This is a genomic window from Streptomyces glaucosporus (assembly GCF_039533345.1).
GTDB classification, from domain to species: Bacteria; Actinomycetota; Actinomycetes; order Streptomycetales; family Streptomycetaceae; genus Streptomyces; species Streptomyces glaucosporus.
Map to the genome: position 1 here is coordinate 53,917 of NZ_BAAATJ010000026.1, position 24,909 is coordinate 78,825.

The 24,909-nt window shown below is 72.6% G+C and carries 19 protein-coding genes, 1 tRNA gene and 2 pseudogenes; 11 read left to right on the top strand and 11 right to left on the bottom strand.

Annotation, left to right across the window (positions count from 1 at the left end; all coding sequences use genetic code 11):
- Positions 1–28: 28 nt before the first annotated feature.
- Together ABD358_RS22915 and ABD358_RS22920 are read right to left on the bottom strand one after the other, a co-directional pair.
- Complete coding sequence (locus tag ABD358_RS22915; protein ID WP_344633005.1) at positions 29–919, bottom strand: DUF3626 domain-containing protein; 891 nt, start codon at positions 917–919, stop codon at positions 29–31.
- 139 nt (positions 920–1,058) lie between these two features.
- Complete coding sequence (locus tag ABD358_RS22920; RefSeq protein WP_344633006.1) at positions 1,059–1,832, bottom strand: TioE family transcriptional regulator; 774 nt, start codon at positions 1,830–1,832, stop codon at positions 1,059–1,061.
- A 59-nt stretch (positions 1,833–1,891) separates the two neighbouring features.
- Here ABD358_RS22920 and ABD358_RS22925 point away from each other — a divergent pair, with 59 nt between their 5' ends.
- A complete protein-coding gene (locus ABD358_RS22925) occupies positions 1,892–3,097 on the top strand; it encodes an erythromycin esterase family protein (protein ID WP_344633007.1) in 1,206 nt (401 codons plus the stop codon).
- A gap of 194 nt (positions 3,098–3,291) precedes the next feature.
- Here ABD358_RS22925 and ABD358_RS22930 read toward each other — a convergent pair whose 3' ends face one another.
- Both ABD358_RS22930 and aroD read right to left on the bottom strand, forming a co-directional pair.
- Positions 3,292–4,530 carry a right-handed parallel beta-helix repeat-containing protein gene (locus tag ABD358_RS22930; protein ID WP_344633008.1) on the bottom strand — a complete coding sequence of 413 codons (1,239 nt, stop codon included), beginning with the start codon at positions 4,528–4,530 and terminating at the stop codon, positions 3,292–3,294.
- Positions 4,531–4,850: 320 nt separating this feature from the next.
- Complete coding sequence (gene aroD, locus ABD358_RS22935; protein ID WP_344633009.1) at positions 4,851–5,627, bottom strand: type I 3-dehydroquinate dehydratase; 777 nt, start codon at positions 5,625–5,627, stop codon at positions 4,851–4,853.
- A 190-nt stretch (positions 5,628–5,817) separates the two neighbouring features.
- Here aroD and ABD358_RS22940 point away from each other — a divergent pair, with 190 nt between their 5' ends.
- On the top strand, positions 5,818–6,864 hold the full coding sequence (locus tag ABD358_RS22940) for a glucose 1-dehydrogenase (RefSeq protein ID WP_344633010.1): 1,047 nt from the start codon (positions 5,818–5,820) through the stop codon (positions 6,862–6,864).
- Between the two features lie 134 nt (positions 6,865–6,998).
- On the opposite strand, the gene htpG is transcribed toward ABD358_RS22940, so the two are convergent.
- The 5 genes and pseudogenes from htpG to ABD358_RS22965 all read right to left on the bottom strand — a co-directional run bounded on the left by htpG (position 6,999) and on the right by ABD358_RS22965 (position 12,914).
- The gene (gene htpG, locus ABD358_RS22945; RefSeq protein ID WP_344633011.1) at positions 6,999–8,939 is read right to left on the bottom strand and encodes a molecular chaperone HtpG; all 1,941 of its coding nucleotides are present in this window, start codon (positions 8,937–8,939) and stop codon (positions 6,999–7,001) included.
- A 241-nt stretch (positions 8,940–9,180) separates the two neighbouring features.
- Positions 9,181–11,016 carry a DUF262 domain-containing protein gene (locus ABD358_RS22950; protein ID WP_344633012.1) on the bottom strand — a complete coding sequence of 612 codons (1,836 nt, stop codon included), beginning with the start codon at positions 11,014–11,016 and terminating at the stop codon, positions 9,181–9,183.
- Positions 11,017–11,269: 253 nt separating this feature from the next.
- A pseudogene (locus tag ABD358_RS22955) lies at positions 11,270–12,388 on the bottom strand (methyltransferase domain-containing protein).
- Between the two features lie 53 nt (positions 12,389–12,441).
- Positions 12,442–12,576, bottom strand: coding sequence for a hypothetical protein (locus ABD358_RS22960; protein WP_344633013.1), 135 nt, complete (start codon positions 12,574–12,576; stop codon positions 12,442–12,444).
- Positions 12,577–12,710: 134 nt separating this feature from the next.
- Positions 12,711–12,914 (bottom strand): hypothetical protein, encoded by a 204-nt coding sequence (locus ABD358_RS22965; RefSeq protein WP_344325765.1) that lies wholly within the window; start codon positions 12,912–12,914, stop codon positions 12,711–12,713.
- 10 nt (positions 12,915–12,924) lie between these two features.
- Between ABD358_RS22965 and ABD358_RS22970 the strand changes: the two genes are divergently transcribed.
- The 4 genes from ABD358_RS22970 to ABD358_RS22985 all read left to right on the top strand — a co-directional run bounded on the left by ABD358_RS22970 (position 12,925) and on the right by ABD358_RS22985 (position 18,817).
- On the top strand, positions 12,925–13,881 hold the full coding sequence (locus ABD358_RS22970; protein ID WP_344633014.1) for a helix-turn-helix domain-containing protein: 957 nt from the start codon (positions 12,925–12,927) through the stop codon (positions 13,879–13,881).
- A complete protein-coding gene (locus tag ABD358_RS22975; RefSeq protein WP_344633015.1) occupies positions 13,865–14,074 on the top strand; it encodes a DUF397 domain-containing protein in 210 nt (69 codons plus the stop codon). Before ABD358_RS22970 ends, ABD358_RS22975 begins: the two co-directional genes overlap by 17 nt.
- Positions 14,075–14,351: 277 nt before the next feature.
- Positions 14,352–15,167 (top strand): GNAT family N-acetyltransferase, encoded by an 816-nt coding sequence (locus tag ABD358_RS22980; protein ID WP_344633016.1) that lies wholly within the window; start codon positions 14,352–14,354, stop codon positions 15,165–15,167.
- A gap of 188 nt (positions 15,168–15,355) precedes the next feature.
- Positions 15,356–18,817, top strand: a complete 3,462-nt coding sequence (locus ABD358_RS22985) for an AAA family ATPase (RefSeq protein ID WP_344633017.1) — start codon at positions 15,356–15,358, stop codon at positions 18,815–18,817.
- Positions 18,818–19,218: 401 nt separating this feature from the next.
- Here the strand turns inward: ABD358_RS22985 and ABD358_RS22990 are convergent.
- Positions 19,219–19,303, bottom strand: a tRNA-Leu gene (locus ABD358_RS22990).
- 275 nt (positions 19,304–19,578) lie between these two features.
- Between ABD358_RS22990 and fdhD the strand changes: the two genes are divergently transcribed.
- From fdhD to ABD358_RS28550, 4 genes and pseudogenes are all read left to right on the top strand, one after another.
- Complete coding sequence (fdhD, locus tag ABD358_RS22995) at positions 19,579–20,442, top strand: formate dehydrogenase accessory sulfurtransferase FdhD (RefSeq protein WP_344633018.1); 864 nt, start codon at positions 19,579–19,581, stop codon at positions 20,440–20,442.
- Between the two features lie 210 nt (positions 20,443–20,652).
- Positions 20,653–22,479, top strand: coding sequence for an AMP-dependent synthetase/ligase (locus ABD358_RS23000; RefSeq protein WP_344633019.1), 1,827 nt, complete (start codon positions 20,653–20,655; stop codon positions 22,477–22,479).
- A 90-nt stretch (positions 22,480–22,569) separates the two neighbouring features.
- Positions 22,570–23,397 carry an aldo/keto reductase gene (locus ABD358_RS23005; RefSeq protein ID WP_344633020.1) on the top strand — a complete coding sequence of 276 codons (828 nt, stop codon included), beginning with the start codon at positions 22,570–22,572 and terminating at the stop codon, positions 23,395–23,397.
- 137 nt (positions 23,398–23,534) lie between these two features.
- Positions 23,535–23,707, top strand: a pseudogene (locus ABD358_RS28550) (trypsin-like serine protease); the annotation flags it as partial.
- A 37-nt stretch (positions 23,708–23,744) separates the two neighbouring features.
- On the opposite strand, the gene ABD358_RS23015 reads toward ABD358_RS28550, so the two are convergent.
- On the bottom strand, positions 23,745–24,056 hold the full coding sequence (locus tag ABD358_RS23015) for a 4a-hydroxytetrahydrobiopterin dehydratase (RefSeq protein WP_344633021.1): 312 nt from the start codon (positions 24,054–24,056) through the stop codon (positions 23,745–23,747).
- Between the two features lie 51 nt (positions 24,057–24,107).
- On the opposite strand from ABD358_RS23015, the gene ABD358_RS23020 reads away from it, so the two are divergent.
- Positions 24,108–24,908, top strand: coding sequence for a helix-turn-helix domain-containing protein (locus tag ABD358_RS23020; protein WP_344633022.1), 801 nt, complete (start codon positions 24,108–24,110; stop codon positions 24,906–24,908).
- The last annotated feature ends 1 nt before the right edge of the window (position 24,909 follow it).

Below are 24,909 nucleotides of genomic sequence, written 5' to 3' on the forward strand. Positions count from 1 at the left end.
AGGGGCCGGCGGGCCGGCCGCTGCAACGTTACACCGCGTCATGTGCGGGCACGGCGACCGCGACCCGCCCGGCGCGGTAGGGGGCCGGCGGGCCGAACCGCGCCAGGCAGTGCCAGACCCTCTTGAGCGCCTGGGGGTCGTGACGCCCGGTGCGGACGGCGTCCCCGACGACCCGGGGGTCCAGCAGGCCGTCGACGGCGATCTCCGCGCCCAGCTCGACGTACTCCGGTCCCCTGTAGCCCGGGTGGCGCCGCAGCTCCTCCACGGTGAGCCGGAATCCGCCGTGCCACTCCACGGGACACGGGAGTTCGCGGGCCGCGGCCTCCACGTCCGTGCCCCGGTAGGAGGGGTCCAGGACCAGGGCCTCGACGTCGCGGTCGAAGCGGACCGGGCCGTGCACCTGCGCCTCGACGTAGTCGTCCAGGGCGTCGGAGGTGTCGGCCTCGGCCATTTCGACCAGCGGGCAGCGGTCGGCGGTGCCGAAGGCGGTCGGTTCGGCGGCGCTGTCGGGGTAGCAGAACGTGGCCCGTGCCAGGGTCGCGGCGGCGAGCCTGAAGTGGGAGGACCCGAACCTCGGCGCCGCGCCGACGGCCCTGTCCCGGAAGTTCAGCGCGCCGTAGACGGGGCGCTCGCGGGGGACGGCCCGGTCGTACGCGCCGCCGAAGATGCGGCTCTCCCAGTTCCACCGGTCCCCTCCGGGGTGGGCGGTCAGGCCGCCGTTGCTCGTCCCGGTGGCGAACTGCGGGAGGTAGACGCCGTCCTCCGCCATCGCGCGGAGGATCGGGCGGCCGCCCGCCGCGCGGTCGGGGTGGAAGTTCACCGTCAGGCGCCACCGGGGGTCCAGCGGTCCGCCCGACGACCTGGCCGCGACGTGGCGCAGGGCTCTCTCCCGGGGGGACGGGGGCGTGTCGGTGCTCATCGGAGCAGTGTGCGCGGGAGCGGATCACGGCCGCACCGGGATTCCGGGCTCCTTCGGGCGCCCGCCCGGAATCGGGGCCGCGGAGAGCGGAAAGCGTTTTCGGAGAGAGGGGGCGGACGCCGCGCCGGGCCTTCGCGGGTCACCGGGGTCCGTCGGTCCCGGACTCCCGGCGGCGTTCGCGTTCGCGGAGGTACGCCTCCAGTTCGGCGGCCCCGGCCAGCATCGCCCGTGCGCGGGCGGAGAGCCGGCCGTGCCATTCGGACAGGGTGGCCTCCAGCGGCTCCAGTCCGCCGGCCGTCCGCACCCGGTCGATCAGCGGGACGATCTGCTCCAGCAGGTAGCCGCCCCGTCTGAGCTGGTGGACCAGGCGGGCGTCCCGGATGTCGGCCTCGCCGTAGACGCGGTACCCGGTCAGCGGGTCGCGGCGCGGGCGCACCAGCCCGGCGCGTTCCCACGCGCGCAGCGTCGCGGGCCGGATCCCGAGCTGCTTCGCCAGCGGCCCGATGAACGTGCCGCCGGGCGCGGGGGCCGCGGCGGGCGCTGCGGGCGTGAACTCCGCGGAGGAGGTCAGGTCGCGGAGGGCGCTCTCCACGGCCCGGAGGGTTTGGCGGTCGTCGAGGAGCCGGGCGTGGCTCTCGTCGACGAGGCGGAACGCCTCCTCGGCCGCGTCCTCGTTCACCGCCCGCATGATCGACGTCGCCGTCCGGTGGCCGTGGCCGGGCACCAGGGCGAGGAACGCGCGCAGGGCCCGCGCGTGCAGCGGGGTGTAGACGCGGTAGCCGTGGGGGGTGCGGTCGGCGGGCGGAAGGATGCCGGCCTCCTCGTAGTTCCTGACCGCCTGGGTGGAGAGCCCGTGCCCGCGCGCCAGGTCAACGGGCCTGAGCCGCTCCCCGTTTTGAAGGTTTCGCCCCATGGAACCCGACGATATCGCGGAAAAGTTTCCACCGAGGGTTCAAAGATACGGTTGACGGCATGGTTACCGACATCAGGGAAGCCGTCCATTCCGTCGACGCCGCCGCCGTCATGGGTCTGCTCCCGGCACGGCCCCGGGTGCTCGCCCTGGGCGAGCCCGCCCACCGCGAGGACGCTCTGCTCGAGGTGCGCAACGAACTCTTCCGCCAGCTCGTCGAGGAGGAGGGCTACCGGACGATCGCGATCGAGAGCGACTGCCTGGCGGGCCTGGTCGTGGACGACCACGTCACCTCGGGCAGGGGCGCCCTCGACGAGGTCGTGGAGCGCGGAATCAGCCACGGGTGGGGCGCGTCCGCGGCCAACCGCGCCCTCGTGCGCTGGATGCGCGCCCACAACGAGGGCCGGCCCGCGTCCGAGCAGGTCCGCTTCGCCGGCTTCGACGGCCCTCTGGAGATCACCCACGCCGCGAGCCCCCGCCAGGCCCTCACCGCGCTCCACGGCTTCCTCGCGGCCCATGTGGACGCGGACCTCCTCCCCTGCACCGCGGAGACCCTCGACCGCCTGACCGGCCCCGACGACCGGTGGACCGACCCCGCCGCGATGACGGACCCGTCCCGGTCCGTGGGGCGGACGCCCGAGGCCGGGGAACTGCGGCTGCTCGCCGACGACCTGGTGACCCTGCTGGACACGCAGGCGCCGCACCTGGCCTCGGCGGCCCCGCGGGACGACCTGGACCGGGCGCGCCTGTACGGGCGCACCGCCACCGGCCTGCTGCGCTACCACTTCTGGATGGCCGACGCCTCGCCGAAGCGCATGACGCGGCTGTGCGCGCTGCGGGACTCGATGATGGCCGGCAACCTCCTCGCCCTCGCCGAGCGGGGCCCGGTACTGGTCCACGCCCAGAACGCCCACCTCCAGCGGCACAGGAGCACGATGCGGATGTGGCAGGGACCGGTGGAGTGGTGGGGCGCCGGCGCGATCGCGGAGGCCCGTCTGGGCGAGGGGTACGCCTTCCTGGCCACGGCCCTCGGCACGATCCGGCACCAGGGGGTGGACGCCCCGCCGCCGGACACCGTCGAGGGACTCCTGTACGCGCTCCCGGAGGACCACTGCCTCGTCGACGCCCGCCGGCTGGCCGCCGTCCTCGGCGACGCGCGGCCCGCTCCCCGGGTGTCTCCCTGGTTCGGCTACGCCCCGCTGGATCCGGCCCACCTGGCGGACTGCGACGGGATCGTGTTCGTCAGGGACGTTCCGCACAGCGGGTAGGGCTCCGCCCGGTCTGCGCGGCGGTGCGGCCGACCGCTGACGCCCCCGCCGGCCGTCCGCGGGGAGCGGGGACGGACGCGGGGACGGACGCGGCGGCGGACGGACCGGGGCCCCTGCCCGCCCGGGAAGCCGGGCGGGCGGGGGCCCCGCGTTCCGTGCCTGTCCGGTTCCCCGCTCCCCCGGCCCGTCCCGGCTCAGCAGGTGCTGCGGCTGGTGTTGTTGAGCGTGAGGTTGCGGTAGGTGATGTTCGTGCCGCAGGGGCTTTCCCGCAGCGAGGTGTTGTTCAGCGTCAGGTTCTGCAGGGTGATGTCGCGGTTGCCCGGGAACTCGCTGCGGGCCGCCAGCCTGACCTCGCCGCCGCCGCTGACCGTGCCGCTCTGGCCGGCGATGGTGACGTTGTAGCAGTTCTCGATCAGGATCGCGTTGCCGCCGGTGTTGGTGAGCGTCACCCGGTCGATGACGGCGCCGCCGCTCTCGGAGACGCAGAACACGCCGCGTCCGCCGCCGCGCGCCACGACCTCGCCGACGCGGATGTTGGTCGGGTAGCCGCTGCCGATCCGGCCGTTGCGGTTGGCCATGCGGAACGCCGCGTAGCCGGTGCCGGTGCCGGTGTTCTCGGCGTCGACCCTGCCCACGGTGGCGTTGACGGTGTCGTTGAGCAGCAGGCCCGAGTAGGCGACGTTGCGGGTGGTGACCGTGCCGATGGTCAGCCCGTCCACCCCGTAGGTCTCCACGCCCTGGTCGCCGGCCCCGGAGATGTAGACGTTGTCGATGCGGATGTTGCGCGAGCGCACCGAGCGGTCGCCGTGGTTGTCGATCCGGATCCCCAGGCCGGCCGACAGCCGCATGTCGATCTGGCCGAGCACCGCGTTGTTCACGTTGCGCAGGAAGATCCCGTACCGCGGGGAGCCGGTGACGGTCAGGTGCCCCACCTCGACGTTCGAGGTGCCGCGGGAGTAGATGGGCGCCTGGTCGCCGGAGCCGGAGCCGGTCACGTCGACGGTGCCGCACACGTCGATCGCGGTGTTGCTCGGCAGCGACACCCGGGTGCCGGCGCTGATCGAGCCCGAACCGCGCACGACCACGCGCTCCTTGGAGGTGCGGTTCGGCGTGAGGCTGTTCACCGCGGCCTGCATCGCGTCGCGCATGCTGCTGCCGGTGTAGACGGTGCTGCCGCCCCGGCGGGCGGTCCAGGTGCCGCCGCTCAGCACCGCCTCCGCCTGGTAGGAGCCCTCGCCGCAGGCGGCCGCCGCCGCGGTGCCGGCGGCCTGCGCCGCCGCGGGAGCCTGTCCGGCCGGCGCCGGGCGCGTCCGGGATTCCACGGCTCCGACCGAGGTCGTGGCCAGCGTTCCCAGCGCGGCCACCGACAGCAGGCCGGCCGCGACCGCCGCGACGGCGCGCTTCCTGGGGGATCTCGCGGCTCTGCTTCCCATCTTCGACTCCTTCTGTGGGGGGCGTGTGGGGGGTGCGTTGCGGGAGTGCGTGCGCGCTCGCCGGCCGCGGCCCCCGCCGTGCGGTCCGGCCGGGCGGTTCCGCCCCGCCGCGGCCGTTGCCGGCGGGACCGGGGGAAGAGCGGTGGAACGGCGGGTGACGCCGGGGAGTACGGCAAGCGCTTTCTGGGCGCGCCGAGTATTGCAACGTTTCATTCAGGGGGTCAAGAAGCGGAACCGTATTGGAAATTGCCACCGCGACAGCGTCTCCGCTCAGCGGACCTGTGCGTTCCGCCCAGCGGCGAACCGGGGCGCTCCGGGCGTCACACCGCCCGGTCCAGCACCTCCAGCACCGTGCGCAGCTCCCCCACGTCGATCTGGCCCGGCGCGGAGGCCGTGCCGACCATGCCGAACGTCGCCGCGGAGCCGAAGACCCGGCCCGCCAGCCGCGACACCAGCCCCAGCCCGCCCATCGCCATCGTGATCAGGGGCCGGTCGGCGTGCTCCTCGTGCATGGTGCGCGTGGCGTCCAGGAGGGTCAGCACGTCGGCGGCCGAGTGGGGCATCACGGCGATCTTGCAGATGTCGGCCCCCAGGTCCTGCATCTCCCGCAGCCGCGCGACGATCTCGTCCCGGCCGGGGGTGCCGGAGAAGTCGTGGTTGGAGGCGATCACCGGCACACCGTGCTCGTGCGCGGTCTCGACGATCCGCTCCACCACGTCGGGCCGGCGCCGGTACTCCACGTCCACCAGGTCCACGTGCCCGGAACGGACGGCGGCGGTGTTGAGTTCGCCGTACGCCTCGTCGGCGATGTCCGCCCGGCCGCCCTCGGCCCGGGTGCGGCAGGTGAACAGCAGGGGGATGCCCGCCAGCCGCTCGGCCAGCTCCCGCGCGGTGGCGGTGACGGCGGCGGTGTCGGTCAGGGGCGCGAAGTGGTCGACGCGCCACTCGGCCGCGTCGGGCCGCACGTCGAGGAGGGCGTCCACCTGGCTGCGGAGCTGCTCCGGGGAGCCGCCGGTGAGCGGCGCGATGACCTTCGGGGTGCCCTCCCCGATCGTCACCCCGCGCACCGTGACGGTCCTGATCGCCTTGCCGGCCATGCCTCTCCTCACGCCTCGTGCGTCCCGCGCGCCCGGCGGGCGCGGCTCCCCGGTGGGTCCGGTGGGGTACATCATCGCGCCCCGGAACGCCCCCGGCCGCCCCCGTCCGCCCCCGCGTCCGGTTTCTCCCCCGGCCGGTACGGGGAACGCGGGTGCCACACACCACGTCCGAAGCGGCAGGAAGGCCAGGATGAGAGCGATCACGGTGGTGCCCGGCGAACCGGACCGGATCCGGGTCGAGGAGGTGCCCGAGCCCCCGCTGGAGGAGGGCTCCCTGCTGGTGGAGGGGCGTCTGCTGGGAGTCTGCGGAACCGACCGCGACATCGTGGAGCACGGCTACGGCGAGCCGCCGCCGGGCCGGGACCGGCTGATCGCCGGACACGAGTCGCTCGGAGTGGTCCTGGAGGCGCCGGACGGTTCCGGTTTCTTCCCCGGCGACCACGTGGCGGGCATCGTGCGGCGGCCCGACCCGGTGCCCTGCGAGCCGTGCTCGCGCGGCGAGTGGGACTTCTGCCGCAACGGCCGGTTCACCGAGCGCGGCATCAAGGGCCGGGACGGCTTCGGGTCCGAGCGCTGGCGCGTCGAGCCGGAGTACGCGGTCCGGATCGATCCGGTCCTCGGCGACCTGGGGGTGCTGCTGGAACCGGCGTCGGTGCTGGCCAAGGCGTGGGAGCAGACCGACCGGATCTTCGAGCGCTCCACCTGGCGGCCGAGGACGGCGCTGATCACCGGGGCCGGGCCGATCGGCCTGCTGGCCGCGCTGATGAGCGTCCAGCGCGGGCTGGAGACGCACGTGCTGGACCTGAAGGACACCGGGCCGAAGCCGGACCTGGTCGCCGGTCTCGGCGCGACCTTCCACGCCGGGGGGCCGGGGGACGTCGGTGTGGAGCCCGACGTCGTCGTCGAGTGCACCGGCCACGGCCCCCTGGTCTTCGAGCTCACCCGGACGGTCGCGCCCAACTCGGTCGTCTGCCTCACCGGCATCTCCTCCGGTTCGCGGAAGGTGCCCGTCGGGCTGGACGAGGTCAACAAGGAGATGGTGCTGGAGAACATCGTGCTGTTCGGCACCGTCAACGCCGCCCGGCGCCACTACGAGCAGGCCGCCGGGGCGCTGGCCCGGGCCGACCGGGGGTGGCTGGAGCGGCTCGTCACCCGCCGGGTGCCGATGGACGACTTCGCCGACGCCCTCCACAAGGGCCCGGACGACGTCAAGGTCGTCGTCGACCTGCGCGCCTGATCCGCCCCTTCCGGCGGCGGGACCGCGCACACGGGCTCCCGGCGCCGGCGGACGGGGGCCGGGGCGGGCGCATGCCATCCGCCCCGGCCCGGTGGCCCGGTGCCGCTGCTCAGGCCGCCGCGCCGCTCAGACCGTCACAGGGTGCGCTCCAGGCGCTCCGCGAGGAGCTTGGTGAAGCGGGACGGGTCGTCGGGCCGACCGCCCTCCGCCAGGAGCGCCATCCCGTAGACGATCTCGGCCATGGCGGCCAGTTCCGGATCGGACGCGTCGGCGGCGTGGGCCTTGCGCAGGCCGGCGATCAGACCGTGGCCGGGGTTGAGTTCGAGGATGCGCTTGCTCTCGGGCATCTCCTGCCCCATGGCGCGGAGCATGTTCCGCAGGCCGGGCGTGGCGTCGTCGGCGTCGGAGACGACGCAGGCCGGCGAGGTGGTGAGGCGGGAGGACAGCCGCACCTCCTTCACCTCGTCGCCGAGCTGCTTGCCCAGCCACTCCAGCAGGTCGCCGTACTCCTGCTGCTTCTGCTCGCGTTCCGCCTTGGCCTGCTCCTTCTCCTCCTCGGTGCCGAGTTCGGCCTCGCCCTTGGCGATGGAGCGCAGCTTCTTCCCCTGGAACTCGGGCACGGCGTCGACCCACAGTTCGTCGACCGGGTCGGTGAGGACGAGGACTTCGAGTCCCTTGTCCCGGTAGGCCTCCATGTGCGGCGAGTTCTCGACGGCGGTCCGGGACGGGCCGGTCATGTAGAAGATGTGCTCCTGCCCCTCCTTCATCCGCTCGACGTACTCCTGGAGGGTCGCCGTCTTCTCCGCGTCGTGGGTGGTGGCGAACGAGCAGGCGGCGAGGATCGCGTCGCGGTTCTCGAAGTCGCCCAGCAGCCCCTCCTTGACGACCGGGCCGAACTCCCGCCAGAACGCGGTGTACTTCTCGGGCTGCTTGACCCGCATCTCCTTGATGGTGGACAGGACCTTCTTCGCCAGCCGCCGGCGCATCATCTGGATGTGGCGGTCCTGCTGGAGGATCTCGCGGGAGATGTTGAGCGACAGGTCCTGGGCGTCGACGACGCCCTTGACGAAGCGCAGGTAGGGCGGGACCAGCTCCTCGCACTCCTCCATGATCAGCACGCGCTTCACATAGAGCTGCACGCCGCGCCTGCCCGACGAGAACAGGTCGCGGGGCGGCTGCGCGGGGAAGAAGAGCAGCGCCTGGTACTCGAAGGTGCCCTCCGCGTGGATGCGGATGGTCTCCAGCGGGTCGGTCCAGTCGTGGCTGATGTGCTTGTACAGCTCGTGGTACTCCTCGTCGGAGACCTCGCTCCTGGGCCGCGCCCACAGGGCCTGCCGGGAGTTGATCGTCTCCGGCTCGGACTTCCCGCCGTCCTTCTCCCCGTCCTGGTCCTTCTGCTCACCGGCCGTGGTGATCAGCCTGATCGGCCAGGTGATGAAGTCCGAGTAGCGCTTGACGATCTCCTTGATCTTCCAGGGGGAGGTGTAGTCGAAGAGCCGGTTGTCGTTGTCCACCGGCTTGAGCCGCAGGGTGACCGACGTGCCCTGGGGCGCGTCGTCCACGGTCTCGATGGTGTACGTGCCCTCGCCGGTGGACGTCCAGCGGGTGCCCGTGGACTCCCCGGCGCGGCGGGTCAGGAGTGTGACCTCGTCGGCCACCATGAAGGCGGAGTAGAAGCCGACGCCGAACTGCCCGATGAGCCCCTCGGCCGCGGCGGCCTTGTCCGGGTCGCCGGCCTGCCGGGCCTCCTTGAGCTTCTTCAGGAACTCCGCGGTGCCGGACTTGGCGATCGTGCCGATGAGTCCCACGACCTCGTCGCGCGACATTCCGATGCCGTTGTCGCGGATGGTCAGGGTGCGGGCGTCCTTGTCCGCCTCGATCTCGATGTGCAGGTCGGAGACGTCGGCGCCCAGCGTGTCGTCGCGGAGTGCCTCGATGCGGAGCTTGTCGAGCGCGTCGGAGGCGTTGGAGACGAGTTCGCGCAGGAACACGTCCTTGTTCGAGTAGATCGAGTGGACCATCATCTGGAGGAGCTGGCGCGCCTCCACCTGGAACTCGAACGTCTCGGCCGTCATCGTCGTGGATTCCCCACCAGTGTCGTCGTCCGTCGCCGGAGCGCCTGGGCGCCGTCGGGCGGCGCGGGCCTCCGGACGTACCTTTTACGCTGATGGTATGCGGTACGGGCGTTCGATCCGCACACGCCGGGCGGGGCCTCGATCACCGCACCGGGCGGACGCCGGGGTCAGAGGCAGGCCTGTTCCCTGCGTCCCGCACCGGACCCGTGGGAGCCCGGGCGGGACGCAGGGCTGCGGGTGGTCACCCTTCGCCGATGTCCTCGGCGAGGAGTTCATTGGCGGACGGCCAGACCCGCAGCGCGAGGTTGGCCAGGTAGGACCCCCGCCGGATGATGCGGGTCTCGTCCCAGGTACGCCCCCAGTCCTCCAACTCGGCGCCAGGCGGAGGGTTGAGCAGGGTGCCGTGAGTGAGGCGTAGCAGGCTGTGCTCGCCAAGCCACTGTCGCTTCTCCTGCCATCCCATGTTGCCGATGGCCGGGTTGAGTTTCGCGGTCGCCAGGGTGAGGTTGCCGAGCGTGTGGACGATCTCGTCCCGGGCGGCAGCCGCGTCAGGGTCGTCACTGCTGATCGGCCAGTTCTCCTGCCAACTCTGCGGCATGACGTGCTCGATGGTGAGCTTGGACCCGATGTTCTCCCCGACGGGAACGGTGAGCTGCTCGGTCAGCGATGTGCGCAGGGCGTCCTCCAGCGCTTCGAGGAGGATGCGCACCCGGTGGCGGTAGAGACGCTGGTAGATCGGGTCATGGACGAGGGCGTTCCGGAACTCCTCGTCGGTTGGCCACTGACGGTGCTGTCCCTGCATGGCGGCCAGCGTCTTGAGGACCGCCTCGTCGGCCTGGTCGGGCTGCCTGATCACGGCGGCGACGAGATCCCGGAAGACGTGGTTGTAGTCCCGGTTGCTGAGATTGAGAATGGCACGCCGTACGAGGTAACTGTCGATGCCCCGGATCACCCGTACGCGCCGCTGGTCGGACAGTTTTTCCCCCATCCCATACAGGCACAGCAGCAGCGGCATCGGCGTGGACATCTGCATGACCTTCATCCGGTACAGGAAGCGGCCTTCCATACCGTCCGATGCACGGTTCTCCAGGCTGTCGTAGATATCCGCGTAGCGGGAGAGTTCCGTGAAGATCTCCTCGACCGGCACCGACTGCCCACGCTGCCAGCGTTCGAATTCCTTGAACAGGGCGGGGAAGGTGAACTCCCGCTGGGTCCGCATGGTAAGCCAGTGAGTCAGGAAGACGTCGAGCCGACTGCGTGTGATGCGTCCAGTGGTCTGGTCGACCCGCCACTCATCCTGGTCGAACGGCTCCCAATAAGTGCTGTACAGGCGGCCGGTGTCCGCCCCGGCATGCTCGGCCTCACGGAACAGCAGGTTTTTCACCAGGTCCGCATGTTCGAGCGGAGTACCGCGGCTGTTGAGGGTTTCGAAGACCATCTGGGCGTCATCGTGTTCCTCCAGATCGATGATGACCAGCCGCAGGTGCTCCCGGAGCGTCTGGACCAGGCTGCCGAGCCTCTGCCTGGGGTCCTCACTGTCCTCCAGCCAGTCGCTGACGACGCGCTGGAAGTAGGTGACTGCTTCGGACAGACGCCCCTTGCCCTCCTCCCCACTCATCACGGAGCGGAACTCGTCCCGGTCGGCGTTGGTCGGCCAGACCTTGAAACGGTGATCCGGGTTGCGCGCGGTGTCGTACAGGTCCGGGTCGTTCTCCAGGAACCTGCTGAGCAGGCGTACGGAACGGTCGTCACCGGCCTTCTGGGCGGACTGGCGTGCGGCGAACAGGAAAAGCTGCAAGGTGGTGAGCCGCTGCTGGCCGTCGATGACCTGCCGGGCCTCCAGGTCCGACGAGGCGTAACGCGCCTCGTCGAAGACGACTGCACCCAGGAAGTGCGGAAAGACGGTGTCACCGGTCTCCGCCGCTCTCTCGGCCTGCTCGGCGGTCCGGCGGATGTCCTCCCAGAAGGCGGTCCAGTTGTCGTCCCTGTTCCATACGTACGGCCTCTGGAAGAGCGGCACCATGTACCGGATGTCCCTGCCGAAGATCCGCTTCAGGTCGACCGTATCGGCACGCACTCAGGCTCCTTTCCCTTGTATGACCTGGGTCACAGTACCGACCTTTGCGCGGCGTTGTAGGGGGATCGTCCCGATCGGGTGGGAGAGCGAATCTGTCGTTCCCGGCCGGTGGTTCGACAAGGAGGGCTGCGCGTCGACGGGCAGGGGGCAACGCCGTCGAGACTGTGGTCCGCGGAGCGCTCGGAGGAGGTCTGCGCCGCCCCGCCCGTCCGCTCACCGGCGGACGGACGGGGCGGTACGGCGCGGTCCGTCCTCACACGGGCCAGGAGTCGTCCGGGTCGTCCAGCCAGGCCCGCTGCCCCTCCGGGGCGACCGTCAGCCCGAACCGCTCGTAGCCCGGCCTGCCCCGCTCCTCCTACCAGCGGTGGGCCGCCGCCACCTCGTCCCACAGGCGGCGGGGCCCGGACTGCCAGACGCGCGCCGTGCCCCCGTCGCGGAACAGCACGCAGGCCCAGGACCGGTCGGTGAGCCCGTACCACCACACCGGCCGGGCCCCGTCGCGCTTCTCGGCCGCGACGCACAGGCAGCCCGGGACGCGGAGCCCGAGCGCGAAGTGCCGCACACCGAACCGCTCCCCGGTGAACTCCTCCTCCGGCAGCGAGGTGGAGGACTCGTCGGCGTCGGCCGCACTGCCCGTGACGTACGCGGAGTGGGCCACGGGCGGCAGACGCTGGGCCCGCAGCTTCATGAACTCCACCGGACCCGTGAAGTTCCCCGACGCGCTCCTCCCGTCACGGGAGACGACCAGCCGGGCCACGGCGTCCCCGTTGCCGTAGTGCGTCCCCCACGGGACCACGATCCGGCCGCCGGGACGGCACTGCTCCACCCAGGCGTACGGGACGGAACGCAGACCGCACGTGGCGATGACCCGGTCGTAGGGCGCACCGTCGGGGAAGCCCCGCGAGCCGTCGCCGTGGACGACCCGGACGGGCAGGCCGAAGGCGTCCAGCGCCCTGCGCGCGGCGTCGGCCACCGCCCCGTCCACCTCCACCGTCACCACGTTCGCGGTGCCGAGGCGGTGGGCCAGGAGCGCCGCGTTCCACCCCGTCCCGGTGCCGATCTCCAGCACCCGGTCGCCCGGCCGCACGTCCAGGTCCCGGAGCATCCGGAACACCACCGACGGCATGGACGCCGAGGAGGTGGGGACCTGCCCCGGCTCGGTGCCGGCGTGCCGGCCGTCGTCCCACTGGGTGACGACCGGCACGTCGGCGTCGGCGTACCGGGTCCAGGCGTCCGGGTCCGCCGTCCTCGACACGGCGACGCTGCGTCCCGCGTCCATGTCGAACGGCCAGACCAGCTCCGGCAGGAACGCCGGCCTCGGCACGGCCGCGAAGGCGGGCGCCCAGTCCGGGGAGAGGATTCCCGCTGCCATGAGGGCGCGCCCCAGCCCGGTGCGGCCGGGGCGCTCCTCGCGTGCTTCGGTGCTCACCGGCCGGCGACCGCCTTCGGCGGGTTCGGGACGCCGGGTCCGCCGTCCGGGGTGGGCGGCTGGTGCGGGCCGGGGTAGGGCTCCCCGGGGAGCTTGTCGCCGCCGTCGTTCCGCCGCGTCTGGTTCGTCATGTCCTCTCCTTGCTCTGGTGTTCCGTCCGCCGTCGGAGGCGGGACGGGTTCCCCGGCCCGGCCCCGGGTGGGGCCGGGGCCTACCGGGCGGGGGCAGTAGAGCCAGCACCGCCCGGTGATCCAGGTGCGGGGCCTCACCGACACCGCTCCTGGCTGTACCGGTTCGCCACCCGCACCCCCGCGCTCAGCTGCTCCTCGGGGGTGAGCAGGCGGGTGTTCTCGGGCAGGCACTCCCACTCCCGGCCGCCTCCGGGCGGGCGGAGGAAGTACCGTCCGCCGCTCTTGCCCATCAGCTCGCCGATCCGGTTGCGCGTGGTGTCCATGAGGTACGTCGCCATGCTTGCTCCCGTGCTGCGCGTGGTGGCTTTCCGTATCCACTCACTCACAGATTGCTGCGGCGACGGTACGCTCAACAGGGCTTCCGGCTCTCCAAAGCACAAGTCAAGAGGGGGCATTGCGCAGATGGGCCGCTCCGAGGAACGTCAGGAACCGCAGTCGCCGAAGCAGTTCTTCGGAGAGGAACTGCGGCGCAGACGGGAGGCGGCGGGCCTGACGCAGAGCGCGCTGGGCGAACAGGTGGTGTGCTCCCCCTCGTTGATCGCTCACTTCGAGGCGGGCCGTCGCAAGCCCCGGCTCGAAGACGCCCAGCGGCTGGACGCGGCGCTGGGAACGGACGGCTTCTTCGTCCGGCTGCGCCGAGCGTTGGACAACACCTCGCAGTTCGCCGACCATTTCGCGCCCGTGGCCGAGCTGGAGCCTCTCGCAACGACCATCGAGGCGTACGCGGCCACGCTGGTGCCCGGCATCCTCCAGACCGAGGCGTACGCACGCGCCGTCCTCCGCGCCGGTCAGCCCAACTACACGGCGGAGGAACTTGACAGGCGTGTTGTCAACCGCCTGGAGCGGGCCCACATCCTCAACAATCCGGACTGCCCCATGATCTGGGCGATCTTGAACGAGAACGTGATCCGTGCCGTCGTAGGCGGCCCGGCCGCCATGGCGGAGCAACTGCGCCACATCGTCGCGCTGGGGCGGTCCGGCAGGGTGCTGGTGCAAGTGGTTCCGCACGCTGCGGGGGCTCACGCGACCATGGGTGGGATGCTGACCCTGATGGGCTTTGCCGACGCGCCCGACGTGGCGTACACGGAAGGCGTCCACAGCGGTGAGCTGATCGACGATCCGGCTCGGGTGGCACAGTGCCGGAGGTCATACGATCTCGCCAGGGCTGCCGCGTTGGCGCCGGACGCGTCCCTCGACCTACTCGAATCGGTGGCGGAGGATTACGAGAATGATCGCCAACTTTGACCTGAGCGGCGTTACCTGGCGTAAGTCCACCTACAGCGGCCCGGACAACGGCGACTGCGTCGAGGTCGCCGACGGTCTCCCCGGCGCGGTCCCCGTCCGGGACAGCAAGAACCCCGGAGGCCCGGCCCTGGTCTTTCCCGAGCACGCGTGGGGCGCGTTCGTGGAGGGGATGAAGGGGCGCGCGCGTTCCTGACTCCCGGCCGGTCAAGAGCACAGACAGACACCTCGGCCGGGGTAGGCGGGTCCGGTTCCCGTCCGCCCCGGCCGTCGGTATTCGGGCGTCGTGTCGCGGACCCTGCCCCGGCGGCGGGTCCGGCGCGGTGCCGTGTCGCGGCTCGCTCCGCGCTCCGGAAGTACCGGAGCATCGGCCGGGACGGGCAATTGGCTTGAAAGGGCCCACGGCGGACCACTGACGGGCATACCCTTGCCCAATCGGTTCTCCGCCCGTTCGACCGCGTAAGGGGGGTTCGGTGACGGGACTCGCGGACTCCGTCGAATCGATGGAGCAGCTCACCGTGGTCTGGCGTGCCATGGTGCTCGACCGGAACCCGGACGCGGACGTGCGGGACCTCCCGGGTGTCGCCGTCCGTTGGGCCGACTGCCGGTTCCCCTTCTGGAACTGCGTCACGCTGACCGATGTCGGCGCGGACGCGGAGACCGTCGCGCAACGCCTGGGCCGGGCGGCGGACATCATGCGCTCGAAGAGGCACCCGGGCTTCCTGTGGGTCTTCGAGGACCTTCTCGAAGAGGAGGCCCGCGCAGCGCTGGGGCCGGCGGCCGAGCGGGCGGGCCTCGCGTACGCCTTCCCCGGCACCGGCATGGCCGGGGACCTGCTTCCCGTCCCCGAGCCGGTCCATCCCGACCTGACGTTCGTGCGTGTGACCACCGACGAGCACCTGCGGGCCTACGCGGACATCAACTCGCGCGCCTACGGCCTCCCCCTGGAGGCCGGCCGGGACGGACTCATGGGTTCCGGTCTGTGGAAGGACCGGGTGTACGCCTACCTGGGCCTGCGGGACGGCACCCCGGTGACCTGCGCCGCGACGGTGGAGGCGGAGGGCCGCCTCTTCGTCGTGCTCGTCGCCACGGCCCCGGGGGGGGAGCGCAGGGGGTACGGCGAGGCGGTGACCCGGAAGGCGCTGCACGAGGGGGCTCGAGCCACCGGGCTGACGCGTGCCACCCTGCACGCGACCGCCGCCGGAGCGCCGGTGTACCCGCGGATCGGCTTCATCCCGAACTCACCGGTGCGCTTCTACGGCCTGTCCACCGGCGGCAACCCCGCCTGAGCCCGGCCGCCCCCGACGCGAGAGTCCGCGGTCCCGTCGGGACCGCCTCGGGCAGAAGCCTGCGAGCCGGTTCCCGCACTGGCCTGCCGGCGTCTTGCCGCGTTGGATTCTCTGATAGTTCTTTGGCGGGGTCCGGGCGGTATGCCCGGCGCGGCGCCTCCCGGGGCGCCGCAAAGGAGGGGAAGCACATGGGCACCACCACACGCGACGAGATCATCGCCACCGAGCAGAAGGCGGTGGACCGCGCCTACGACTGCTACGAGACGCAGTTGGCCGAGCTGACCGGGCAGTCGGTCGCCACGGCCTCCGCCAGCGGGAAGGACAGCGTCGCCAACCGGATCGAGGCCGAGGAGCGGGCCGCGGCGTACGGCGGCCTCGGAAGCGCGTCGCTGGTCGTCAGCCGCGTCGACGTGGCGGGCGAGTCCGGTGACGCCCCGGAGACCTGGTACATCGGCCGCCGCGGCGTCCGCGATCCCGCGACCGGTGACCCGGTGGTCCTGCTGTGGACCAGCCCGCTCGCCAAGAAGTGGGCCGAGGCGCTGCCGTCCGACCCCGGGGACGTGCTCCTGCGGCGGCAGCTGCGCTGCGCGCAGCGCATCGTCGAGGACTACTTCGACGAGATCGCCACCGCCGTCTCCGTTCCCCGGCCGCGGCCGGCCATGGACGACGCCGAGCCGGAGGCTCCCGAAACCCAGGCGGCTCCGGCCGCCGCCCCGCAGGAGCCACAGGCGCCGCGCCCGCAGGTCCCCACCCCGGGCGACATCGTGCGCATCCAGCGCCGCAGGCCCCTGCAGCCCGACGACTTCCTCCTGCGGGAGCTCCAGCGCTCGCGCGGCGGCCGCATGCGGGACATCGTCGAGACCATCCGCCGCGACCAGATGGCCCTGGTCACCGGCTCGCCCTCCGACGTCCTCGTCGTGCAGGGCGGCCCGGGTACCGGTAAGTCCGCGGTCGGTCTGCACCGGGTGACCTGGCTCGTCCACAACGATCACTTCAAGGCCCAGGACGTCCTCGTCATCGGGCCCCACCAGAGGTTCCTGGACTACGTCGGCCAGGTCCTGCCCACGCTCGGCGTCCGCAACGTCAACGCCGTGCAGCTGACCCGGCTGTGGGACGGCGAGGTCCTCGGCTCCGACAGCCCGCAGGCGCGGCTGGTGAAGTCCGACGAGCGCATGGCCGCCGTCCTGCGGCGGCGGGTGGAGAACGAGTGCCGCCCCGAGGCCGTCGACGGCCTGGTCGCCGCCCCTTCCTACGAGGGCGACGAGCCGGCGTTCACCGTCACCGCCGGCAGCACGACCCTGCGCATTCCGCGCTCGGAGATCCTCGCCGTCCTCGATCGGGCCCGTGGCGGCGACGGCGCCTACCGCGAGCGCCGCGACCGCTTCCGCAGCCTCCTCGTCGACCGTCTCCTGCGGGAGTTGACCGCCGTCGCCCCGCGGCGCGGCCGTGACAGCGCGATCCGCCGCGACCTGGAACGCAACCGCCGGGTCGAGCGCCTCGTCGAACGCGTCTGGCCGTCGCCGGGTGCCAGGGAGGCCCTCCGCAGCCTCTACGACTCGCCCGACCTGTTGCGCTCCTGCGCCGACGGCATCCTCACCGAGGAGGAGCAGGCCGCTCTGCACCGGCCCCGGGCCGCCGCGGCCGCCGACGAGCCCTGGACCCTGGACGACCAGGTCTGCCTGGAGGAGCTGCGGTACCTCATCGACGGGGAGACCCCGCGGCGCTACGGGCACATCGTCATCGACGAGGCCCAGGACCTGACCCCCATGCAGGCCCGTTCCCTGCGCCGCCGCTGCGCGGCGAACGGCTCCATGACCGTCCTCGGCGACCTCGCCCAGGCCACCGGCCCCCACGCCCACACCGGCTGGGACCACCTCGGTGCTCTGCTGTCCGACCACGGCGACTGGCGCGTCGCGGAGCTGAACACCAGCTACCGCGTGCCCGTCGAGATCATGGAGTTCGTCGCTCCCCTGGCCCGTGCCGTCGCCCCCGCCCTGCCCTACCCGCAGGCCGTACGGGAGGCCGGCGAGGACGCCGTCCGCGTCATGGCGACCGAGCCGTGGAAACTCCTCGACGACACCATCGCCCAGGTCACCCGCCTGGTCGGCACCAGCGACGGGCACACCCTGCGCTCGGTGGCCGTCATCGTCCCCGACGACTCCGGCTGGCTGGAGGAGATCGGCCGCCGACTGGACCTGGCCGAGGGCATCGCGGGCCGGGAGCGCGAGTCGGTGTCCGTGCTGGCCGCCGCCGACGCCAAGGGCATGGAGTACGACCACGTCCTCGTCGTCGAACCCACCACCATCGCCGACCGCGGCCCTGCCGGTCTGCGCCAGCTGTACATCGCCCTCACCCGCAGCACCCAGAGCCTGACCGTCCTGCACACCTCCCCGCTCCCGGAGGCCCTCACCAACACCGGCGACGGCACGGAACAACCGGCCGGCGAGGCCGCGCCGGACGCGGCGGCAGGCAGCATCCCCGAGGTCGGCACCGACCTCCGGGTCCGGGTGATCGGCCACACCAGCGGCGGCAACTACAAGGTCGAGGCCGTCTCACCTGCCACCGACCGCCCGCTGCTGCTGGCCGTGCGCCACGGCTCCGCGCCTCCCGCCGTCGGCGCGGAACTGGACGTCTGGGTGCTCCGTCACGACTCCAACGTCAGCTTCGTCACCGTCGACGAGCGGGGCCGCAAGCCCATCTCGCCCACCATGGCCCAGCGCTACGTGGACGCGCTCGGCGTCTTCGAGGAGCTGGCCGACGGGGACGTCCCGAGCGATGCCCGGGCCCGGCTCTCGGAACTCAAGGGCATGGCCAACCGCTGCCTGCGTCTGGACCAGCACGACTGGCTGGACGTCTGGCGCGTGCTCGGCTCCCCGGACCGGCCCCGCCTGAACCTGCTGCGGGACCTGGCCGTGAACACCAGCCGCGCGCTCGCCTCCAGCGCTCCGGACCTGGGCCGGATCCGGGCCGACCTGGAGCGCAGCGGCTGGGGCGACGCCCTGGCCGAGGCCCGACGGGCCCTCCGGCAGCGCCTGGCCGCCACGGCCGACCCGGTGACGGAGACGGAGGAGACCGAGGAGCCCGAGGAGACCGAGGAAGTCGAGGAGCCTGAGGAGCCCGAGGAAGCCGAGGAAGCCGAGGAAACCCCCGCAGTCCCGCAGCAGCCCGAGCCGAAGGAATCCGCCCCCATGCCCACCGCAGCCGACACCACCACTCTGAAGGCCGAACCGAGCGCCGGTCTCCGCCAGTCCCTGGAGGCCTCGGCGGCAGCCGACCGCACGTGCAAGACCCACGAGGCCGTGCGCTTCGAACTGATGGCGGCTCTGCTGCGAGCGGACCTGCAGCCGGACAACTCGCCGGTTGTCGACGTCAGTTGCGACACCGAGCACGGCCTCTTCCTCTACGAGGTCCTCGGCGCCGGCCTGTCCTCCCACGCCGACCTCCGCTCGGGAGCGGCCCGCCTCCTCGAGATCAACCACGCCCTGCCCGCCCCCGCCGACCGCCTCCACCTGGTCCTGGCCGGACCGCCCGCCGAGGAGTGGTCGGCCGACGTCATCCACGACGTCTTCGGTGTCCGGGTCCTCTGGCGTACCCCCGGAGGCTGGGACGGCCGGGACGCGGAGACCGCCCTGGGGGCCGTCCGGGCGTGATCCCGGCGACGGACACGACCGTCCGGACTCCACCGTGGGGGGGGCGACCAGCCGGTCGGCGCCCCCACGGCCCATCCCCGGGCACCTCCGCGAGCCGTGCCACCGTGGGGAGGGGCTCCGCCGGAGTCGCGAGGCGCTGGCGAGGTCCTCACGGCAGGCTGTACGGGCCGGGGCCCTCCCGGATCACCCCTCCACGGGCCCATGACATCCGTCGGCCGCCCCGTGGCGGAGGTTCCGTGGCCGTGTTCGACGCACCGGCGGCACGGTCGCCGAGGGTGCGGCGGGGCCGTGCCGCCGAGCGATGCACCCGCATCCGCCGTGACGACCGACCGATAACGGGAACGGGTCTCCGGGAGCGACTTCCGTCGCTTCCGGAGACCCGTTCCCTCGGTATCTCCACGTGTCCGAGGGGGGACTTGAACCCCCACGCCCGATAAAGGGCACTAGCACCTCAAGCTAGCGCGTCTGCCATTCCGCCACCCGGACAAGGTGTGCGTCTCGCGGCCTTCCGGCCGCGGCGACAGGGAACACTGTACCAAGCTTTCGGGGTGCCTCTCACCCGCATAACCCGTGGTCCGGCGGGGTGCGGGAGGGCGGCCGGGGTCCTTCACGCCGCGTGAGCGGACGGGCACGGCGGCGCGGTCGCCGGCCGCGTGCGGGGCGCGTCCTGGGACGGCGGCGCGCAGGGGCGCACAATGGGACGACCGCGGCCGGGGAGCCGCGGTTGTACGGCACCGAACCGAAGGCGGGACGGATCACCCATGGGCCGAGTCACCGAGCGCCGCCGTGTCGTCCGCGTACGCGACGGCGCGGTGAGCGAGCGCCCCGACACCCTCGTGGCCGAGGAGCCGCTGGAGATCCGGCTGAACGGCGAGCCGCTGGCCGTCACCATGCGCACTCCCGGCGACGACTTCGCGCTGGCCGCGGGCTTCCTGGTCAGCGAGGGCGTCCTGGGCTCCCCGAAGGAGCTGGCGAACATCGTCTACTGCGCGGGCGCCACCGAGCAGGCCGACGGCACCACCCGCAACAGCTACAACGTCGTCGACGTCCGCCTCGCCCAGGGCGTCCCCGTCCCCGAGGCCACCCTGGGCCGGCTGGAGCGGAGCGTCTACACCAGCTCCTCCTGCGGCCTGTGCGGCAAGACCAGCCTGGACGCGGTCCGCACCACGACCCGCTGGCCGCTCGCCGGCGGCGCCCCGGTGCGCGTCGACCCCGCCGTGCTGTCCGCCCTCCCCGACCGGCTGCGGGCCGCCCAGAAGGTGTTCGACCGGACCGGTGGGCTCCACGCGGCCGGGCTGTTCACCCCCGACGGGGAGCTGCTGGACCTGCGGGAGGACGTCGGCCGCCACAACGCCGTCGACAAGCTGGTCGGGCGCGCCCTGACCGACGGGCGCCTGCCCCTGTCGGAGACGGTGCTGCTGGTGTCGGGGCGCGCCTCGTTCGAGCTGGCGCAGAAGGCGGTGATGGCCGGCATCCCGGTGCTGGCCGCCGTCTCGGCCCCCTCCTCCCTCGCCGTCGACCTGGCCGCCGAGGCCGGGCTGACCCTGGTGGGGTTCCTGCGGGGGGCGTCGATGAACGTCTACGCCGGTGAGGACCGCCTCGCCCTGCCCGTCCGCCGGGGGTGACCGCCGCCGCGGACGGCGCGCGAGGGGGCGCACGGCCGCGGAGAGTCCGTGCAGATATCCGGGATGAACGGTGACGGTCCACCACGGCGGGCCTGAAGTGCCCCCATTCACCCCACCGCGCACCATCACCACCCTTCCTGGGCAGTCGGCGAATCCGATACGGTCGCCCCGCCGTGGGTCCTCATGCGGCGGCGCACCAAGGAGCGGCAATTGCGCGAGTTCACCGTCCCCGCCCTGGCGACGGCTCCCCGGACAGGAGGGCTGGCCGACGCCGTCTTCGAGTACGCCGACGAGGACCCGAGGCGGACGGCCCTCTCCCGCAAGGACGCCTCCGGCGTCTGGCGGGACGTGACCGCCGCCGAGTTCCGCGACCAGGTCCTGGCCCTGGCCAAGGGGCTGCTCGCCGAGGGCGTGCGGTTCGGCGACCGGGTCGCCATCATGTCCCGCACCCGCTACGAGTGGACCCTCTTCGACTTCGCCCTGTGGTCCATCGGCGCCCAGTCCGTGCCGGTCTACCCGACCTCCTCGGCCGAGCAGGTCTACTGGGCGCTCCACGACTCCGAGGTGACGGCCGCCGTGGTGGAGCACGAGGACCACGCGATGACCGTCGGCTCGGTCGTCGACCGGCTGCCGCGCCTGCGGCGGCTGTGGCAGCTCGACGCCGACGCCGAGGGGGCGCTGTCCGCGGCGGGCGCCCACCTCCGGGACGACGTGGTGCACCGCCACCGGCGCGCGCTGACCCCGGACACCCCGGCGACCGTCATCTACACCTCCGGCACCACCGGGCGCCCCAGGGGCTGCGTGATCACCCACGGCAACTTCATGGCCGAGTGCGACAACATCGTCCGGCGCTACGAGACGGTGTTCACCTCCAGGGCCGGCGAGCAGCCGGCCACCCTCCTCTTCCTCCCCCTCGCCCACGTCTTCGGGCGGATGATCGAGGTCGGCGCGATCCGCGCCCGGGTCCGGCTCGGCCACCAGCCCGAGCTCACCGCCTCCGCCCTCCTGCCCGACCTGGAGTCCTTCCGGCCCACCTTCGTCCTGGCCGTGCCCTACATCTTCGAGCGGATCTTCCACGCCGCCCGCCGCAAGGCCGAGGCCGAGGGCCGGGAGGGTCCCTTCGACAAGGCCGTGGAGGTCGCCGTCCGCTACGCCGAGGCCATGGAGAACAAGGCGTTCGGCACCGGTCCCGGGCCCGGCGCCGCCCTGCGGCTGCGGCACCGGTTCTTCGACAAGGTCGTCTACTCCCGGCTCCGCGCGGCCTTCGGCGGGCGCTGCCGCCACGCCATGTCCGGCGGCTCGGCCATGGACCGGCGGCTGGGCCTGTTCTACGACGGCGCGGGGATCCGCATCTTCGAGGGGTACGGGCTGACGGAGTCCACCGCGGCGGCCACCGCCAACCCGCCCGAGCAGACCCGCTTCGGCACCGTCGGCGTGCCCGTCCCCGGCACCACCGTCCACATCGCCGACGACGGCGAGGTGTGGCTGCGCGGCGGGCAGGTCTTCGCCGGGTACCTCAACGACCCCCGGGCCACCGCCGAGGTCCTGCGCGACGGCTGGCTGGCCACCGGCGACCTCGGCCACCTGGACGAGGACGGCTACCTGACGATCACCGGCCGGAAGAAGGACGTCCTGATCACCTCGGGCGGCAAGAGCCTGTCCCCCGCCGTTCTGGAGGACCGGGTGCGGGCCCACCCCCTGGTGGCCCAGTGCGTCGTCGTCGGCAACGACCGGCCCTATGTCGCCGCCCTGGTCACCCTCGACGAGGAGGCCGTGCACCACTGGCTGACCATGCGGAACAAGACCGGGCTGGGCCCGGCCGAACTCGTCCGCGACCCCGAGCTGGAGAACGAGATCAGACGGGCGGTGGTGGCCGCCAACACCCTCGTCTCCCAGGCCGAGTCCATCCGCACCTTCCGGATCCTGAGCTCGCGGTTCACCGAGGAGGAGGGGCTGCTCACCCCCTCCCTGAAACTGCGGCGGAAGGCGGTCGAGAAGACGTACGCGGCCGAGATCGAGGCGCTCTACCACAGCTGACCTCGAACGGACCAGGGGAATGCCCGCGCGGTCATGATCGTTGTGGGGCCGGGTACATGTGCCGCAACCGAACCAAAGGACCGATCACACGTGAGCAACGTCCCCAACATCATCCTCAACAACGGCGTCCGGATGCCCCAGCTCGGCTTCGGCGTGTGGCAGGTCCCGGACGACGAGGCCACGTCCGCCGTCGCCCACGCCATCGCCTCGGGCTACCGCAGCATCGACACCGCCGCCCTGTACCGGAACGAGACGGGCACCGGACGGGCCATCGCCGAGTCCGGGGTGCCGCGCGAGGAGCTGTTCGTCACCACCAAGGTCTGGAACGACCGGCACGGGTACGACTCCACCCTGCGCGCCTTCGACGAGTCCCTGGAGCGGCTCGGCCTGGACTACGTGGACCTCTACCTGATCCACTGGCCGGCGCCGAAGCAGGACCGCTACGTGGAGACCTGGAAGGCGCTGGAGAAGCTGTACGCCGACGGCCGGGCCAAGGCCATCGGCGTCTCCAACTTCAAGCCCACCCACCTGCGGCGGCTGATGGAGGAGACCGAGATCGTCCCGGCCGTCAACCAGATCGAGCTCCACCCCTGGTTCCAGCAGGCCGAGTCGCGCGCCTTCCACGCCGAGCACGGCATCGCCACCGAGGCGTGGTCGCCGCTGGGCCAGGGCAAGGGCCTGCTGGAGGACCCGGCGGTCGCCGAGGTCGCCCGGAAGCACGGCCGCACCCCGGCCCAGGTGGTGCTGCGCTGGCACCTCCAGCTCGGGAACGTGGTGATCCCCAAGTCCGTCACCCCCTCCCGCATCGAGGAGAACATCGCCGTCTTCGACTTCGTCCTGGAGGACGACGACATGGCGCGGCTGGCCGCGCTCGACGCCGGCAACCGGCTCGGCGCCGACCCGGACACCCTGGGCTGACGCCGGACCGGCTCCTCCCCGATTCCGGCACCCGGCCCCGGCGCCGTCCCGCGCACCGTCCGGCGGGGCGGTGCGGCGCCGTCCGGCGGGGCGGCGCGGCGCCGTCCGGGCCGGGCGGCGGAACGGTCCACCGCGGACGGACCACCGTGTGCGCCGGGCCCGGCGACTCCGGCGGCCCCTGCCTCTCCGGGACCGGGCCCAGGGCGTGACCTCCGGCGGGTCGGGCAACCGCGCCATCGGCGGCACCACCTTCCACCAGCCGGTCCGCCCGGCCCTGGAGTCCTACGGCCCCACCCCCGTCACGGGCTGAGCCGCCCGGCCCCCGCGCCGGCGCCCGGGGCGAGGGGTCACCTCGCCCCGTGCGCCGGCGCGATCTCCTCGATGCGGCGCGCCAGCCGCACGTCCAGCGCGGTCACCTTCCCGCCCACGCTGTGGGTGTTCACCGACACCCACAGCGTGTTGTAGCCGAGCAGCAGGTCGGCGTGGTGGTCCAGCTCGTCCTGGATCTCCGCCACGTGGATCACCGTCGCCGCGGCCTGGAGGTGCCGGGCGAAGGAGTAGGAGCGCTTCAGCAGGTCCCGCTCCCGGTCCCACTCCCATCCGGGCAGCTCCGCCAGGGCGCTGTCGATCTCCTCCGGGGTCAGCGGCTTCGGTGGCATGGCACGAATCTCGCTTTCGGTAGACGGTCCTCCCAGCCTAGGGTCGCGGCCATGACTTCTGTGGCAGTCGACGCGGGCACCGGAGTGGGTCCCATGCTGCGGCACTGGCGGCGGCGCGCCGGGCTCAGCCAACTGGAGCTGGCCCTGCGCGCCGACTCCTCGGCCCGGCACATCAGCTTCGTCGAGACCGGGCGGGCCCGGCCCAGCGAGGAGATGGTGCTCCGGCTGGCCGAGCACCTGTCCGTCCCCGTCCGGGAGCGGAACGCGCTGCTGCTGGCCGCCGGTTACGCCCCGCACTACCCCGAGACCCCGGTGGACGACCCCGCCCTGGCCTCCCTGCGCGGCAGTCTGGAGCGGATGCTGACGGCCTACGAGCCGTATCCGGCCCTGGTGGTGGACGGACGGTACGAGGTGCTGGCCGCCAACCGCGGGATCACCGCCCTCCTGGAGGGGGTGGCCGGCCACCTGCTGGGGCCTCCGCCGAACGCCATGCGCCTCACCCTCCACCCCGAGGGTCTGGCCCCGCGCATCCGCAACTTCCTGGAGTGGCGCGAGCATCTGCTGGAGCAGATGCAGCGGCAGCTCGCGCTGCTGCGGTCGGCGCCGCTGCGCGAGCTGTACGAGGAGGTCGCCGCCTATCCGCTGCCCCGGGGCGGCACCGAGCGGCGCGGCCGGGAGATCCCCTTCGCCCTGCCGATGGTGATCGACCACCGGGGGCGGACGCTGTCGTTCTTCTCCACGATCGCCACGTTCAACACCCCCATCGACGTGACCGTCTCCGAGCTGGCCATCGAGACCTTCGTCCCGGCCGACCCGGAGACGGCCGCCGCGCTGCCGATGCTCCTGGGGTGAC

Coding starts and splice junctions, on each gene's coding strand:
- fdhD (WP_344633018.1), top strand. CDS start 19,579: ATGGGCCGAGTCACCGAGCGCCGCCGTGTCGTCCGCGTACGCGACGGC.
- ABD358_RS22985 (WP_344633017.1), top strand. CDS start 15,356: ATGGGCACCACCACACGCGACGAGATCATCGCCACCGAGCAGAAGGCG.
- ABD358_RS22920 (WP_344633006.1), bottom strand. CDS start 1,832: ATGGGGCGAAACCTTCAAAACGGGGAGCGGCTCAGGCCCGTTGACCTG.
- ABD358_RS22975 (WP_344633015.1), top strand. CDS start 13,865: ATGATCGCCAACTTTGACCTGAGCGGCGTTACCTGGCGTAAGTCCACC.
- htpG (WP_344633011.1), bottom strand. CDS start 8,939: ATGACGGCCGAGACGTTCGAGTTCCAGGTGGAGGCGCGCCAGCTCCTC.
- ABD358_RS23020 (WP_344633022.1), top strand. CDS start 24,108: ATGACTTCTGTGGCAGTCGACGCGGGCACCGGAGTGGGTCCCATGCTG.
- ABD358_RS22965 (WP_344325765.1), bottom strand. CDS start 12,914: ATGGCGACGTACCTCATGGACACCACGCGCAACCGGATCGGCGAGCTG.
- ABD358_RS23015 (WP_344633021.1), bottom strand. CDS start 24,056: ATGCCACCGAAGCCGCTGACCCCGGAGGAGATCGACAGCGCCCTGGCG.
- ABD358_RS22940 (WP_344633010.1), top strand. CDS start 5,818: ATGAGAGCGATCACGGTGGTGCCCGGCGAACCGGACCGGATCCGGGTC.
- ABD358_RS22925 (WP_344633007.1), top strand. CDS start 1,892: ATGGTTACCGACATCAGGGAAGCCGTCCATTCCGTCGACGCCGCCGCC.
- aroD (WP_344633009.1), bottom strand. CDS start 5,627: ATGGCCGGCAAGGCGATCAGGACCGTCACGGTGCGCGGGGTGACGATC.
- ABD358_RS22915 (WP_344633005.1), bottom strand. CDS start 919: ATGAGCACCGACACGCCCCCGTCCCCCCGGGAGAGAGCCCTGCGCCAC.
- ABD358_RS22930 (WP_344633008.1), bottom strand. CDS start 4,530: ATGGGAAGCAGAGCCGCGAGATCCCCCAGGAAGCGCGCCGTCGCGGCG.
- ABD358_RS22960 (WP_344633013.1), bottom strand. CDS start 12,576: ATGACGAACCAGACGCGGCGGAACGACGGCGGCGACAAGCTCCCCGGG.